Origin of the sequence: Moritella viscosa (assembly GCF_900120065.1) — a bacterium.
Taxonomy (GTDB): domain Bacteria; phylum Pseudomonadota; class Gammaproteobacteria; order Enterobacterales; family Moritellaceae; genus Moritella; species Moritella viscosa.
Map to the genome: position 1 here is coordinate 80,294 of NZ_FPLG01000087.1, position 15,595 is coordinate 95,888.

Annotated in this window: 14 protein-coding genes; 10 read left to right on the top strand and 4 right to left on the bottom strand. The window is 40.1% G+C overall.

Annotated features, from left to right (window positions below):
• Positions 1-7 precede the first annotated feature (7 nt).
• Complete coding sequence (cpdA, locus tag BT797_RS11975; protein ID WP_075472218.1) at positions 8-832, bottom strand: 3',5'-cyclic-AMP phosphodiesterase; 825 nt, start codon at positions 830-832, stop codon at positions 8-10.
• A gap of 238 nt (positions 833-1,070) precedes the next feature.
• Positions 1,071-1,706 carry an ADP-ribose diphosphatase gene (nudF, locus tag BT797_RS11980; protein ID WP_045112018.1) on the bottom strand — a complete coding sequence of 212 codons (636 nt, stop codon included), beginning with the start codon at positions 1,704-1,706 and terminating at the stop codon, positions 1,071-1,073.
• 280 nt (positions 1,707-1,986) lie between these two features.
• On the opposite strand from nudF, the gene BT797_RS11985 reads away from it, so the two are divergent.
• Entirely contained in the window at positions 1,987-3,327 is a 1,341-nt protein-coding gene (locus BT797_RS11985; protein WP_075472219.1) for a TolC family outer membrane protein, read from the top strand.
• Between the two features lie 154 nt (positions 3,328-3,481).
• Entirely contained in the window at positions 3,482-4,438 is a 957-nt protein-coding gene (gene lpxL / locus BT797_RS11990) for an LpxL/LpxP family Kdo(2)-lipid IV(A) lauroyl/palmitoleoyl acyltransferase (protein WP_082276054.1), read from the top strand.
• 72 nt (positions 4,439-4,510) lie between these two features.
• Here lpxL and glnE read toward each other — a convergent pair whose 3' ends face one another.
• Entirely contained in the window at positions 4,511-7,375 is a 2,865-nt protein-coding gene (glnE, locus tag BT797_RS11995; RefSeq protein WP_075472220.1) for a bifunctional [glutamate--ammonia ligase]-adenylyl-L-tyrosine phosphorylase/[glutamate--ammonia-ligase] adenylyltransferase, read from the bottom strand.
• A 179-nt stretch (positions 7,376-7,554) separates the two neighbouring features.
• Between glnE and BT797_RS12000 the strand changes: the two genes are divergently transcribed.
• From BT797_RS12000 to BT797_RS12020, 5 genes are all read left to right on the top strand, one after another.
• Positions 7,555-8,451, top strand: a complete 897-nt coding sequence (locus tag BT797_RS12000; protein WP_045112021.1) for a DUF350 domain-containing protein — start codon at positions 7,555-7,557, stop codon at positions 8,449-8,451.
• A 234-nt stretch (positions 8,452-8,685) separates the two neighbouring features.
• The gene (locus BT797_RS12005; RefSeq protein WP_045112022.1) at positions 8,686-9,099 is read left to right on the top strand and encodes a YjfI family protein; all 414 of its coding nucleotides are present in this window, start codon (positions 8,686-8,688) and stop codon (positions 9,097-9,099) included.
• A 23-nt stretch (positions 9,100-9,122) separates the two neighbouring features.
• Positions 9,123-9,815 (top strand): PspA/IM30 family protein, encoded by a 693-nt coding sequence (locus BT797_RS12010; RefSeq protein WP_045112023.1) that lies wholly within the window; start codon positions 9,123-9,125, stop codon positions 9,813-9,815.
• A 102-nt stretch (positions 9,816-9,917) separates the two neighbouring features.
• Complete coding sequence (locus BT797_RS12015) at positions 9,918-10,559, top strand: hypothetical protein (protein WP_075472221.1); 642 nt, start codon at positions 9,918-9,920, stop codon at positions 10,557-10,559.
• 23 nt (positions 10,560-10,582) lie between these two features.
• Positions 10,583-10,903, top strand: coding sequence for a hypothetical protein (locus BT797_RS12020; RefSeq protein WP_045112025.1), 321 nt, complete (start codon positions 10,583-10,585; stop codon positions 10,901-10,903).
• 66 nt (positions 10,904-10,969) lie between these two features.
• Here BT797_RS12020 and BT797_RS12025 read toward each other — a convergent pair whose 3' ends face one another.
• Positions 10,970-12,463, bottom strand: a complete 1,494-nt coding sequence (locus tag BT797_RS12025) for a CYTH domain-containing protein (protein WP_075472222.1) — start codon at positions 12,461-12,463, stop codon at positions 10,970-10,972.
• 276 nt (positions 12,464-12,739) lie between these two features.
• Between BT797_RS12025 and BT797_RS12030 the strand changes: the two genes are divergently transcribed.
• The 3 genes from BT797_RS12030 to BT797_RS12040 all read left to right on the top strand — a co-directional run bounded on the left by BT797_RS12030 (position 12,740) and on the right by BT797_RS12040 (position 15,524).
• Positions 12,740-13,420 carry a TIGR00153 family protein gene (locus tag BT797_RS12030; protein WP_045112027.1) on the top strand — a complete coding sequence of 227 codons (681 nt, stop codon included), beginning with the start codon at positions 12,740-12,742 and terminating at the stop codon, positions 13,418-13,420.
• Between the two features lie 22 nt (positions 13,421-13,442).
• Positions 13,443-14,717, top strand: coding sequence for an inorganic phosphate transporter (locus BT797_RS12035; RefSeq protein WP_045112028.1), 1,275 nt, complete (start codon positions 13,443-13,445; stop codon positions 14,715-14,717).
• A 159-nt stretch (positions 14,718-14,876) separates the two neighbouring features.
• Positions 14,877-15,524, top strand: coding sequence for a TIGR04211 family SH3 domain-containing protein (locus BT797_RS12040; RefSeq protein ID WP_045112029.1), 648 nt, complete (start codon positions 14,877-14,879; stop codon positions 15,522-15,524).
• Positions 15,525-15,595 lie beyond the last annotated feature (71 nt).

Sequence of the window (15,595 nt, forward strand, 5' to 3'; positions counted from 1 at the left end):
AGTATTGTTAGTAACCTTTCGACTCAAGATCGGGATTAAAATCATGATTAGACAAACGCCAAACCTGACTATTAACAGTCCCATCACTGTGCAGTTGTAAATAACGCCACCCAGGCGCTCTCGCATCAAGAGTAAACTCATCACAATGTGGTTTAAATTGGAAACAAGTAGACGGAGACGCCATAAAGTGAATGCCATCATAAGTCTCGTCTAACTGCTGGTGCACATGTCCAAATAACACATGTCGTGCTTTAGGGTGTTTCGCTAACACCGCTAAAAATGCCTCAGGATTACGCAAAATATGTTGATCTAACCATTTACAACCCACAGGATAAGTATTGTGATGCAATACCACCAATGCATACTTATCTGGATGTAAACTAAGTTGCTCGTCAAGTAATGTCAGCTGCTCAGGCGATAAATAACCTGACGGTGAGCCCGTTAATTGCGAATCTAATAAAATAATCTGCCAGTCGCCAACAACTTTATATTTATCCGACAATACGCCTTCAGATTTTAATGCATCAGCCATGAGAGGAATATTGTCATGATTACCAGGTAACCAATAACAAGGTTTGTCTAGACGTTTAATATGCTGAGCAAAGTATTGATAAGAAGCGATACTGTTATCTTGGGAAATATCACCCGTGGCAAGCACAGCATCAAACGGTTGTTGATTCTGCAGAATAGCATCAATAACATGGCTAAAGCTCTGTTGTGTTTTAACGCCAAGAAGATCCTTCTCAGCAGTTGCAAACAAATGAGTATCCGTCACTTGTAATAAATTAATGACGTTATGCTTTGCTGTTAATTTAGAAATGTCCGCGCCCACAATAATCTTTAACCCTTGTCCTTTAATATGTTGCCTAGTAATGTCGAATAGTAACTACACTGATTGTAACGACATATCAGCAAGTCTAATTGAAAGATCCTTAAGACTATTAAAGGATACCTAATAGGACATGATAAATCTGCTGTCCAGCACACACTTCCACGATTTCGAATAAGAAACCGGTAACATAATGAGAGATTCAAACAACTTAGCCTAAAATATATTAGGTATTGTAGCCCTAGAGCCAAGACTTTTGCAATGTTTCAAAATTCAATTGTAACCACTGGATACCAATAATAGTCGATGCGTTATTTATTCGCCCAGTTTGCACCATATTATAAGCAGTTTCTCGACTCACCACATGCACGCGAATATCTTCACCTTCGCTCTCTAAACCATGAACGCCTGCAGCAGTACTGCTGTTGACCTCACCGATATACAGATCAATCGCCTCACTCGTACCACCAGGGCTGGCAAAAAACTGCATGATAAAATCACAGCGGCCAACAGTTAGCCCAGCTTCTTCTTCGGCTTCGCGTTTAACCACCTCGGCAGAGTCTTCACCTTGTTTGTCTATCATACCAGCCACTAATTCCAGTAACCAAGGTTGCGTACTGGATTCAATAGCAGGGATGCGAATTTGTTCTATCAATACCACCTCATCACGCGCTGCATCATAAGGGATGACTGCCGCAGCATTACCACGTTCAAAAACCTCTCGCGTAATCTCACCACTCCAATCACCCGAAAACAACCTATGTTTAAAGGTATAGGTGTTTATTTTAAAGAAACCATTAAAAACCTGCTGCTTGTTTATGATCTCAATATCCGTAATATCATACTCGGATTCTATTTCTAACTTTCGACTTTTCATTTACATATCCTAAAATATAATGATAATAACTAGTTACGGTGAATACCATATTGGCAGCTGGGGTTTAGGCACGATACCTAGTAAATATACTAATAATGCCATATAAGCATTGATTCAACGTTTAAAACTCGAGCTTCGAGATAACACCTAGTATAAAATTAAAACATCCGATAAATCTAACTATCTCTATTTGGATAATTATTAGTTTGACTAAGCAGTTATCATTACTTATTGTTATGCAAATTCATAACGGCAACTATTTACACTAAGGTAACCACCAATGAAGTTTAATAAAATTCTTCTAGCCTGCGGTCTGGCATTTTTTGCAAATTCAGCAAGTGCAGATAATTTACAACAAATATTTGAACAAGCTCTGACCAAAGATCCACTATATTTAGAAGCGCAAGCAAATCGCAATGCAGCACTAGAACGAATTACAGAACAAGAAGCAGCGAACTTACCAAAAATCAGTTTAAGTGCAGATCTGGGTTACACAGTGACAAGCGATTATCGAACAGATTCAAGCTCTAATGGTAACGCCTTAACTGGTAATGTAGGTATTGGTTTAACGCAGTCATTATATGAAGAAAGTAATTTCATTAATGTTAGCCAAGCCGCTAAACAAGCAGAGCAAAGTGAACTTGCCGTTCAAGCCGAGCTGCAAGGTCTTATCTTACGCGTATCGAATGCTTACTTTAATGTACTCCGCGCCAATGATACCTTAGAATTTTCTAACCGTAATAAAGAAGCGGTAGAACGTCAACTAGAACAGACAACCCAACGTTACAATGTGGGTCTAACCGACAAAACTGACGTATTAGAAGCACAATCAAGCTTCGATTTATCAGTAGCAGAAGTCATTAACGCTGAAAATACCCTCGCAAATAGCTACGAGTCGTTAACCGAAATCACTGGTTTAACGCATACCGATATTTCACCACTGAATACTGCGCGTTTTAGCCCTACAGCACCCAATGGTCAGCGTGATAATTGGTTAGATATTGCTAACAACCAAAATTTATCAATCCAGATCCAACGTATTGCGAAGCAAATTGCAGAAGGTAATGTCGATTTAGCGAACTCTACTGATAACATCTCATTGAACTTAGTCGCAAATGCCGGTGCTAAATATACGGATTATGGCAATGATAATAACAATGGTGGTGCAGGCGCTGAAAATACTGTGTCTTCAGGTAATGTGGGTATCAAATTTAGCATGCCGTTATACACAGGTGGCGCAGTAACGTCAGCAGAAAAACAAGCCGTTTATCAAGTCACAGCCAGCCAAGAACAATTAACCAAAGCAAGCCGTGAAGTACAAACAAAAATTCGTACTTATTATAACAACGTGACGGCCGCGCTAAGTTCTATCAAGGCCTACGAGCAAACAGTTAAATCATCTGAAAGTGCATTAGAAGCAACGCAAGCTGGCTTTGGTGTGGGTACACGTACAATTATTGACGTGCTAAATGCAACGAAAAGTTTATATCAATCGAAGCAATCATTATCAGCATCACGTTATAACTACATCATTAGTATGTTACAGTTAAAACAAGCCGCTGGTACCTTGAACGCTGAGGATATAAGTTTAGTTAATGCTGGGTTAGAAGCACAATACTAAATTAAAACGTAATACAGAACGATAAGGCGACCACCAGTGTCGTCTTTTTTGTATCTGAAATCGCATATACCAGCTCAACATGCATCTATTAACATGTAATTATCAATCACTTATAAATGCAAATAGAGTTAACTCGTATTAATGAGAATTTTTCATGACAGATAAAAGTAAAACCACCAAGCCGATGGTTACCAAAGAAAACACGAAATTTAAACTCAGTTTTTTACACCCTAAAAACTGGTCGTTGTTGTTCGCGGCAACTTTATTATGGTTTATCTCTTTGCTACCGAATACAGCGCAAAGCGTATTTGGTCGGGCTTTAGGCCGCTTGGTCTCTAAAATATTACCCGGCCGTTTAAAAACAGCACAAAAAAATCTGGCTTTAAGTTTTCCAGAAAAATCTGACAGCGAAATTAAAGCACTCGCAAAAGAAAATTTCGAATATACCGGTTTAGCGGTTGTTGATACTGCTAATGCCTGGTTCTGGCCAGATTGGCGCATTAAGCAGAATATGGTGATCGAAGGTCAGGAGCATATCGACCAAGCAAAAGCTGACGGTAATGGTATGCTAATACTAGGGGGTCACTTTTTATCGCTGGAAATGTCGGCACGTATTTTTGGTTTATTACGACCGGCCCATGCTATCTATCGCCCAAATAAAAACCCATTAATGGAATACTTACAATGCCGTGGTCGCACACTTTCAAATAAAGGATTACTTGACCGCCGCGATATCAAAGGCATGTTACGCGTACTCGATGAAGGTGAGCCATTATGGTATGCACCGGATCATGATTATGGTCCTCGTCGAAGCGTATTTGTACCATTTTTTGCGGTTGAAAAAGCCTGTACTATTACTGGCACCACGCTTTTCGCCTCGGGGAATAATACAAAAACCTACCCTGCGTCTTCTTGTCGCTTTCCAGATGGTCGTTATAAGTTAACCATTCGCGCACCATTGGAGAACTTCCCAACGGGCGACGAAGTTAAAGATGCCACTATCTGTAATAAAGAATGCGAAAAATCTATTTTAGAACAAGTGCCACAATACATGTGGTTACATCGCCGCTTTAAAACGCGTCCGGAAGGTGAACCGAGCTTGTATAAGTAATCGGTTACATAACAAAATAAAGTCCTATTGATAAAACACTGTAATGTGGGCATCAATAGGATTTTTATTTAACTACAGTGCAAACAACTGTTGCCAGTAATCAATAACAACTTTACGTTGTGCAACAAATTCACTATTCGCAACAACTCCCTTCTTGCCTAATAAATTAAGCCGATGGATTTCATCACGCATTTGGCAATAGCTCGATGTTAAGCTCGCGCCTAACTCCTCAGTCATTAACCCTTCTGCCACACAACGGCTAATAATACGGACATTATCAGGCCACAACTGGATCTTAGGCATCTGCGCAGCATGATTCAATACAATATACTGCATCATGAATTCGATATCTGTGATGCCGCCTTCTGACTGCTTTATATCAAACTGGTCAGCATTGGCTTTTAACAAATGCTCTCGCATTTTCAAACGCATTTCGACCACTTGCTTTTTCAGTTCTGTAGTATCACGCGGTTTGGCTATAATACTACGTTTAACCTCAGTGAAACGACTTTGAATCAGCTTATCGCCATAGACGATACGGGTACGCACTAATGATTGGTGCTCCCAGGTCCACGCTTCTTTACATTGATAATCCAAAAATCGAGATACCGGACAAGCAAGTACACCAGAGCTACCCGATGGGCGTAAACGCATATCAACTTCATACAAAATACCAGTACTAGTACGGGTACTAAAGATATGAATAATCCGTTGCGCTAAGCGCAAATAAAATTGACGGCTATCGATCACTTTGGCTCCGTTGGTCACGCCTGCGGCTTCACAATTATGGATAAACACCAGATCTAAATCCGAACCATAACCTAATTCGATACCACCAAGCTTACCATAGGCGACAACAGCAAACCCTTTTTCACCCGTTTCAACCACATTGTGAGGAACGCCATGCTTCTCTTCTAATTGTTGCCAAGCTAGATTGACCACATTATCAATCACAGCCTCCGCCAACCATGTTAAATGGTCACTCACCTTCATTAACGCTAACTCACCACCGATATCCGCAGCCGCAATACGTAATAATTGAGTCTGTTTATATTGGCGTAGCGCTTCTAATTGCTGTTCGTGATCGTCTTCCGGAATTCGCAGCATAAATTGGCGCAACTCACTACGATATTCATGCAATGGCGTTGGGTGATATAAGTGTGACGGCACTAATAACTCGTCTAATAAAATGGGGTGACTCGACAGCTGTTTCGCCACCATCGAACTTGCCCCACACAAACGTAGTAACTGTGTTAACGCTAAGTCATTCTCGGCTAACAATTCTAAATAAGCAGTACGATTTAAAATTTTACATAACAAGGCAATAATACGCGGTAATAACGCAACAGGATCATCCGATTTTAAGATCGAAAATAGCAATTTAGGTAATAATTTTTCAATCGTTTGTCGACCCCTAGGCCCTACTGTTTTACGTTCGTAGTCAGTCTTAAAATGATTTAAATCTCGAACAAAGTTTTGCGCATCTTGTTCCGCCAGACCATATTCTGCAAGCAAAGTTATTGCTTCATCTGTTGATAGTTCTAAATGCCATAAATCTAACGCAGGTTGTGATTCTTCATTATCATCGTCATCACCACCAATCACCAGACTGAATTCGGAATGAATATTCGCCATCACTTGATTGATATAAACATAAAAGCTATTCCAGTCAGCATAACCTAACACGCTAATTAAGCGGCTACGATCCAATTCTGATTGCGGTAAAGTTTGGGTTTGCGCATCATTAATTTGTTGCAGAATATTCTCAACTTGGCGTAAATAACAATAACTTTCGGTGAGTACGGTATAGCTTTCTGCTGATATTTCTCCCAGTGACTGCAAGACTTTAAGCGTCGCTAACAATGATTTTATTTGTAGTACCGGTTCACGACCTCCGCGAATAAGTTGGAACGTTTGCGCCACAAACTCCACTTCACGTATACCACCACTACCCAACTTAATATTATCTTTTAATCCTTTACGACGCACTTCTGCCTTAATCATGGCTTTCATATTACGCAGCGCATCAATGGCACTAAAATCCACATAACGGCGATAGATAAACGGACGAAGTATTTTTTCCAGTTCAACTCTGGTTTCAGCATTACCACCCAAAGCACGAGCTTTTACCATGGCATAGCGTTCCCAATCTCGACCTTGGTTTTGGTAGTATTCTTCAAACGCATTAAAACTCATGACTAATGGACCTGAATCACCAAACGGACGCAAACGCATATCAACGCGGTAAGCAAAACCATCTGCGGTGACTTGGTGTAAAGCCGCAATTAGCCGCTGACCTAAACGTTGGAAGAATTTCTGATTCACAACAGTACGTCCCGCACCAACGGTTTCACCGGTTTCTGGATACGTAAAAATAAGATCTATATCGGATGAAAAATTGAGTTCACCACCACCCAATTTCCCCATGGCTAAGATTACTAGTTGCTGCTTAGCGCCGTCGTGATTAACCGGGGTTCCTTGCTCTTTACATTGCAGTTGATATAACCACTCTAGAGCGCCTTCAATTAAACAGTCAGCAAGGTGGGAGGTATGGGTTAAACTTTCACTTAGCGTTGCATCTTGTAATAACTCTCGCCACGCGATAATACACATATGAAAACGGCGAAATTGGCGAATAGTACGCAGCAATGCAGGTTCTGAATCACAAGCAGCAAGTTGACTCGCTAACTGCGATTCCACCAGCGTAGTACGTGATGCTTGAGCGAGTAAGCCTGATTGCCAAATATCACGTAATAGATCGGTATTATTAATACAACTTTCCGCAATAAAATCACTTAACGAAAATATCCGTTGGCTCTGGCTAATTTGTACTGCTGTCAACAGGGCTAAGTCGCTCGCGTTTCGCTCGCACCAACGTTGCCAATAAATACCACCCGTATCAGCTAATACACCTACAATTTGACATTCAGTACTCATAAATGACATCCATATAATTAAGACTTGTGATCCAATTAATTAAACGATTTATATCAAGCATGCACATATAGACACACCCAGCCTTACATGCTATTACTTACCGATATTAATTACCCCAGTAAACTTACCATTAGTAGGGAGTTTATGGCAGCTAAAATCGCAAAATAAGGCCACCTTTAATGTCTGTTTTTGAAACGCTCTTATCGTCTGAACTGTTATTTTTTTTAATCGCCGACCTCATCATCGCCCTCGCCTTACTCTCTGCAATGCGATTTTTTACTGGCGCCGTCGATAATATAGATACCACCGATGAATTAGCCAAACGGGATAACTTTGCCTTTGGTATTAGTTTGGCCGGGGCTATCTTTGGCTTAGGAATTGTACTTTCTGGGGCGATAACAGGTGAAAAAGCCGCAACACTGTCAATCGAAATTTTAGGTATAAGCCTGTACGGCTTAGCAGGACTTGTGTTAATTAAACTGGGTCGTTGGATCCATGATCATGTATCGCTCAATCTACTCGATAAAAATACTGAAATAGCGCAACGTAATGTTGCGGTGGCGATTGTAGATGCCTGCGCTTCAATTGCAACAGCTATCATAATTCGTTCAACATTAGTTTGGGCAGAAGGGTTAGAAGTTATCACCTTTATCGCTATATTTAGTGGTTTTTTGATCTCCCAAACATTAATGTTAGTCATGACCCGCTATCGTGAATACCGTTATTCACGCGGTAATCTTGGTACTACCATGCAGCAAGCCTTTACCGATAATAATATTGCCGTTGCTGTGCGCCACGGGGGTTACTTGATTGGTGTCGCGATAGCAGTGACGATAGCCAGTAACTACATTTATTACGATACAGCCAATCTCATGACCACCTTAGGTTCTTGGATGGTGTTTAGCTTAGTCATGCTAACGGCTTTTACTATTCTCGCTATCATCGCTAAAAAATTAATTCTTAATGGCGTGGATATTAATAAAGAAGTTGACCTACAAAATAACATAGGTGTCGCGACAATGGACATGGCAATCAACCTCTCTATTGCCTTCATCCTCACAGCGTTATTAATTTAATCTCGAGCTGGCTGTAAATACTGTGTGTTTTTAGATTATTTATGATAATAAATACACTCAGTCCTATAACGTAACTAAGTCATTATAGACAATGAACTTTACGGTCATTTATCGGACAAAATAAGATAACGATAATATATAAAATACAATAAATAAGTTCTATGCCCTTGACATATTATGTCTCGAGGCTTAAAGTTAACCTCACTTAGACATAATATGTCAAAAAGGAACAAGATGAACATACATAAAATTGCAAATTATCTGAATGCTCTTGGCGACAAGTCTGACACAGGCTATAAATTTGACTGTACACCAATTTCCGGTGATGTTGATGTACTGCGTGTCGACGTTGAAGGCCGTGAAGAAATTCCAATTTTTGTTTCTGTCACTGATGAGCAAATTCTTTGTATTGCTTATCTCTGGGGCGAAAACGAAGTTAAAACAGAAAAACGTGTCGAAATGCTAGAAGCGATGTTAGAACTTAACATTCCGATGCCACTGTCATCATTCGCTAAAATCGATAACATGTACGTGGTATACGGCGCATTATCAGTGCAATCAACCATTGCTGATGTAGAACATGAATTAGTTGTATTAAGTGATAACAGTCTCGAAGTTATTACTGAATTATCAGATTATTTAGTTTAACCCCTACTTCTAAGGAGAAGTTTATGAGCATTTTTAAGAAAATTATGACCGCGATCCGTGGTGGCGCCCGTGAAGTAGGTGAAGGTATTGTTGATGCAAACTCAATGCGTATCTTTGAACAAGAAATTCGTGACGCCCAAACCCATTTAACCAATGCTAAACGTAATTTAACGGATGTAATGGCAAAACAGATGCAATCAGGCCGTGAATTGGAGCGTGTAAAAGCCAACCTAACTGAACACGAAGGTTATGCTGTACAAGCATTAAATGCCGGAAACGAAGCCCTAGCATTAGAAGTAGCTGAAAAAATTGCCCAGCTAGAGCAACAAGTTATCGAACAACAGCAAAATTTAGATAGTTTCACGAGCAGCGCTGCAAAACTAAAAGATTTAGTCAAGAAAAGTGAGCGTCAATTGGCAGAGCATCAACGTCAATTAACAATGGTGAAGACCACTGATAGCGTGCAAAAAGCAACATCAGCTATCACTGACAATTTTAGCGCAAGTAATTCAAAACTACTCAGTGCGAAAGATTCATTAGAACGTATTAAACAAAAACAGCAAGACTTTGATGATCGTATGCTTGCAGCTGATGAACTACAAGCTGAAGGCAGCGACCAATCATTAAAAGCAAAACTTGCGGAAGCGGGCATTGGCCAACAGCAAAGTAACGCGAACTCGGTATTAGAGCGTTTAAAAGCCAAGCAAAATAGCTAAATTTAACGACTAATCAATTAGTGAGTTATTCCCCAATAGGAGCAGTCATTGTGGCAACACGTGCTGTTCCTATTTGTCATTCTGCTATGCCTAGGAGCCATGATGAGTTTCTTCAAAAATTTATTTAAAAAGTCCGCACCCGAAACCCCAACCCGGGAGCTCAACCACGTCAGTAAGTTAATTATTGGTGATATCATCGAGTTTAGTGACAGCTTTACTCTACCGACTGAAGTACGCCGACAAAAATTTGAAGTCATAGCTGTTGAGACTCTTGAATTTGAGCACCAACATTACCCGCGCTTTAAGCTGCAAGGCGAGCAACAAACCTATGTTTGGTTATCATTACCTGGCCACGACCAGAACAATTTCCAGTTAAGCCTTGAGCTTACTCGCGAAGACGTCTCACAATTATTTGATTTAGAATTATTTAGTGACGTATTCGAAGAAGGTTTTACCGAGTTAAGTACTGAACAACCGGTATCGTTAGGAGACTGGCATGCTGACCATTATTACCAGCAAGATATCGCCACCGTTGGTTATCACCATAGAACAGACTTCAGAACAGCAGCACCTTCAAAATACGCCGATGAAAACCCAGGTCAGCAATTTGAGTTTTATCATTTACATGATGCCAAAGAAAGTAAGTTAATCGATATAATGGTACTTAATAACGGCGATACTGACGTGTACTTGACCGTACAGCTTGGTAATGACAGTATTACAGGATACTGGCCAATAGCATAAACACAGTACAAGGCAGATTGAAGATGGTTAAATCACGTGAATTACCGGAAAGATGGCAATCATCACAAAAAGCGATGAAAGCAGTGCAAGTCGCATTCGATATGGATGAAAAAATCCAATACAAGATCCGGAAAGCAGCATTAGATAATAATTTAAGCCCGTCAGAACAGATCCGGGATATTCTCGGTTTAACTATTAATAAACGACCAAAAAGGCCTCGTTTAACCGTATCTTTAAATAACCAAGACTATATTGAGCTGGCTGAAAAATATGGACTACAACCAGAGCAACAGTTAGAAATTAAGAAATTAGTCATTGAAGATCTTGTCAGATTTTCAAATTAATAGCACGTTTTATAGAGAAGAAATGAGTAACAATCAGTGACATCCGCAGCCACTGATTGTATATTTTTATCCTTCCAACCAATACGGCCGCATCGTTAATGCTTGATGGCGAGTTTGCTCTAATGCATCCAATAACGAACGTTGTTTACGCACTAATACCTTTTCGATTTGTTTAGCAATTGCTTCTGGCTGTTGTTTTGCAACACCCATGAGTACCTGCAATACCGCTAAATCATCAATACCCTGTAATATATCCTGCCAAGGTAAACGGAATTTATCACGCTTATCTGTTGAATAATGGTGGCTAAAACAATGCCCTATCAATAAATTTTGCTTTAATTTGGCATGTAATACTAAGTACGTATCAGCATCGAGTTGTGGCGCTGACAATGACGAGTCAAGTACGCTCTGCCAACTGGCTTGTAAATGCGTATTAGCAAACGAAAGTACATTGGCACTATCAAGTTTTACACTGCTTAAGCCTTGGCTCAGTAGTTGGCTAATAGACAGCATAATACTGGCATATCTTGGTGTATTAAATAACGTTTCAATGTCCGTAAAATTAATATAACTATGTTGTAATGCCTGTAATTCTTTGGTTATGCGTTTATACTCAGGAAACTTACGAATAAACTGTCTATTATTGGTCATCGCTTGCTTTAATTGTGACGCACTATCTACCGCTGACAACTCTTGTTGTAACCAAGTCAATTCCGTTTGCTTTAGCGCGATTTCAGGCAGTATATTCACATAGCTGAGTAGCGTTTGCTGGATCAGCGCTATCGCTGACACAACTTCAACCAAGGCATTAATATCTTGGGTTTCTAAATACTGCTGCTCATGGTGTTGCCAATGCGCATAACTTTGAGTTAATGTCGTTAAAAATATATCCCTTAAGTTTTCAGTTTCTAATTCTGGCATTTTTAGCGCCAACGGTTTAATTCTAGGGGTATATAAACCTGCTAGTTGATAACCACGTTTAGCTTTACTCACATTACCCAAACGTACATTACCCAATTGCGTGATCTTCTGCGCTAACGTAAATAAATCGGTAATATCGCCACATACTAATTCCAATTCAATTTCACAAATCGGATAGCTTTGTTCGCCACTGCGTGCCATACCCTGATCGAAAACCACTTCTATTTCCGCCCCATTTGGCAATTTAGCATGCCACATAGTACGTTCGAAATCAGTGGTAAATAAATCCACAAGATCCATTTGTAACTGGGCAACATCGGTATTTTTTGGCCAAATTTCAGCCGGGAAATCAAGCAAGGTCGGAAAATCGCCTTGTAATGGTAAATTATATTCTGGACGCTGATGTAATCCACCACGGACAATACCTGCGGTCTTAATGGTTTGCTCAGACAAATTTAAACTTTTACGTGTGCGCAAACCAAAATCAAACTGACGAAATTGGGATGTCGTGGTATCAAAATAAGTATTAGATAAAGGCTTAACAGCCTGCTCGATTATCACATAATCCGCTAATAACACGGCTAATTGCGATTTAACCTGTGGTTTAGCAACAAATTTTATTTCAACTTCCGTACTCATCCGGCCTCGCTAGACTCATAAACGATAAAAATAATGTCAGATACAACAGAATATCTAACACTTTAAAGTATAAAATTTACCAATTATTTTAAAACCTGTCTAAGGTTAAATCTTTAATTTGCGAATAAGATTTCCCGTAAAAACAAAAATATATTGATTTTGGTCTCATTCAATCACTAATAAGGCAATTTTTATATTGCAAACTCGTGAGAGTGGTTTAACATTCCCGACATCTTCAAAAGTGTCATCTTATTGTCACATACATGGATTATGGCTATGCCAGTAAATACAATTTTAGGACTTTTTGCTAAGTCTCCGATTACCCCGTTACAAGAACACATCACGAAAGTGCATGAGACTTGTGAATTACTTGTGCCATTTTTTGCTGCGACTACGCAACAAGATTGGAATAAAGCGGAAACTATCCGCCAGCAAATCTCACAATGTGAAAGAGATGCTGACATATTGAAACGTGAAATCCGCTTAAAGCTACCACGTGGTATCTTTATGCCTGTCGATCGTACCGATATGCTAGACCTACTGACTCAGCAAGATAAAATCGCCAATCGGGCGAAAGATATCGCCGGTCGTGTCATGGGTAGAAACCTACAATTACCAGTAGAGATCGCTGATGATTTCACGCTGTACCTAAAACGTTGCATTGATGCAACCGCGCAGGCTAAAAAAGCCATTAATGAACTCGATGAGTTACTAGAAACAGGCTTTAAAGGCCGCGAAGTCGATCTTGTTGAAAACATGATCAACGAACTCGATTGTATCGAAGACGATACTGACTCAATGCAAATCGTACTTCGTCAAAAACTGCGTGAAATTGAAAATAACTACAATCCAATTGATGTTATGTTCCTTTACAAAATCTTAGAATGGGTTGGCGGATTAGCGGACCAAGCTGAAACTGTTGGCGCACGTCTCGAACTAATGCTAGCGCGTAATTAAGATCACTATAGGTATATAAATAATGGAAATCATTCAAGCATACGGTCCTTACCTACTGTTTATGGCGGCTGTCTTCGGCCTTTATATGGCATGGGGTATTGGTGCCAATGACGTAGCAAATGCGATGGGGACCTCTGTAGGTACCAAATCACTGACCGTAAAACAAGCGATCTTTATCGCGATTATCTTTGAGTTTGCCGGGGCTTATTTAGCCGGTGGTGAAGTTACCGATACAGTTCGTAAAGGTATTGTTGACCTTGCAGTATTCAAAGAACAAGGCCGTCCTGATGCATTAGCGTTTGGTATGATCGCAGCACTACTCGCTGCTGGTACTTGGTTAATGATCGCATCAGTCTTTGGCTGGCCGGTATCAACAACACATTCAATTATTGGTGCTATCATCGGTTTTGCGGTTGTCAGTGTCGGTCCAGAAGCCGTACAGTGGGATAAAGCAGGTGGTATCGTAGGTAGTTGGATTATAACACCAATACTCTCAGGACTCATCGCTTACGTCACCTTTATGAGTATTCAAAAGCTCATATTTGATACCAAAGATCCGCTTGCTAATGCTAAACGTTACGTGCCTTTCTACATGGCTTTAACAACATTTGTTATTGCAATGGTTACAATTAAAAAAGGCCTAAAACATGTAGGTTTACATTTAACGACAACTGAAGCTTTAGTTGCTTCGTCAGTAGTCAGTCTACTGGTTGCTATTGCAGGTGCCATTTACATCAGTAAACAAAACTACAGCCCAAGCAATGACAAAGACATGCATTTCTCAAATGTAGAGAAAGTGTTTGGTATCTTAATGATCATTACTGCTTGTGCAATGGCCTTTGCGCACGGTTCTAACGATGTAGCCAATGCGATTGGTCCATTAGCAGCAGTTGTATCAATTGTGCAAAATGGTGGCGAAATTGCCGAAAAAGCAGCGCTAGCGTGGTGGATTTTACCACTCGGTGGTTTTGGCATCGTGGTTGGCCTAGCAACAATGGGCCATAAGGTGATGTCTACTATCGGTACCGGCATTACAGAATTAACACCAAGCCGTGGCTTTGCAGCGCAGCTAGCAACAGCGACAACGGTAGTTATTGCCTCAGGTTCAGGTTTACCTATTTCTACAACGCAAACGCTCGTAGGGGCTGTTTTAGGTGTAGGTATGGCACGTGGTATTGCAGCACTGAATCTCAACGTCGTTAGAACGATCGTTGTATCCTGGGTTGTCACATTACCTGCAGGTGCCGTACTCGCTATTATCTTCTACAAGCTCTTAGAGGCTATCTTTGTCCTGTAATTGATTATAGAATTTAAAAAGGCCATCAATTTTTTGATGGCCTTTTTTTTGAATCCACTAAATTTCGATTTTATGGTGGGAAAACATCATCTGAGGCTTGTCGAAGTTCGATTTTATATTTATTATGCCTATCAGAATATTTCGTCTACGGGACAACTTGTGAAGATTAAACAACTCATTTTAGCATCATTGTTAACACTCATTAGCTTATCGAGTGTTGCAAAAGAAACACGTTATATTAGTGATGACGTGTCTATATTTATGCACTCAGGTCCAGGCACTCAGTATCGTATTATTGGTACGATAAAAGCCGGTGAAGCTGTAACCTACCTGCAAACTAATCCAAACGCTAATTTTGCGCAGATCACCACCAGCAAAAACAAAACAGCTTGGATTAACGCTAAATCACTTTCTCGCCAAGTAAGTTTAAAAGTACGTACACCAAAACTACAAGCTGAGCTTGAAAAAACCAAAGAAGCGTTGGCAAAAATCAGCAATAAAAACTCGGCGGCAATGGCAGAGTTAACAAATGCTAACCGTGACGAGCTCATCAGTAAAGAAGCTGATATTGCAACACAAGCGAACAATATTGCGTCATTAACAGCTGAAAATACCGCGTTAACGGCAGAAGCAGTACGTTTACGTGAAGAGAATGAGCAATTATCAGCACGCCTAGATACCAAAGAAGAAGATGCGCAACATCGTTTCATCATTTTAGGTGCATTAATTCTTGCGGCAGGCTTAATTGCTGGGTTAATAATCCCATCAATCCGCTTCCGTCGAAAGAAAAATAATGGCTGGGATTAATTATTTATTCGCCATTGTAAATAATTAAACACCAGCATAGCGAATAGAGTGATACTTATGAGCCCTATTCC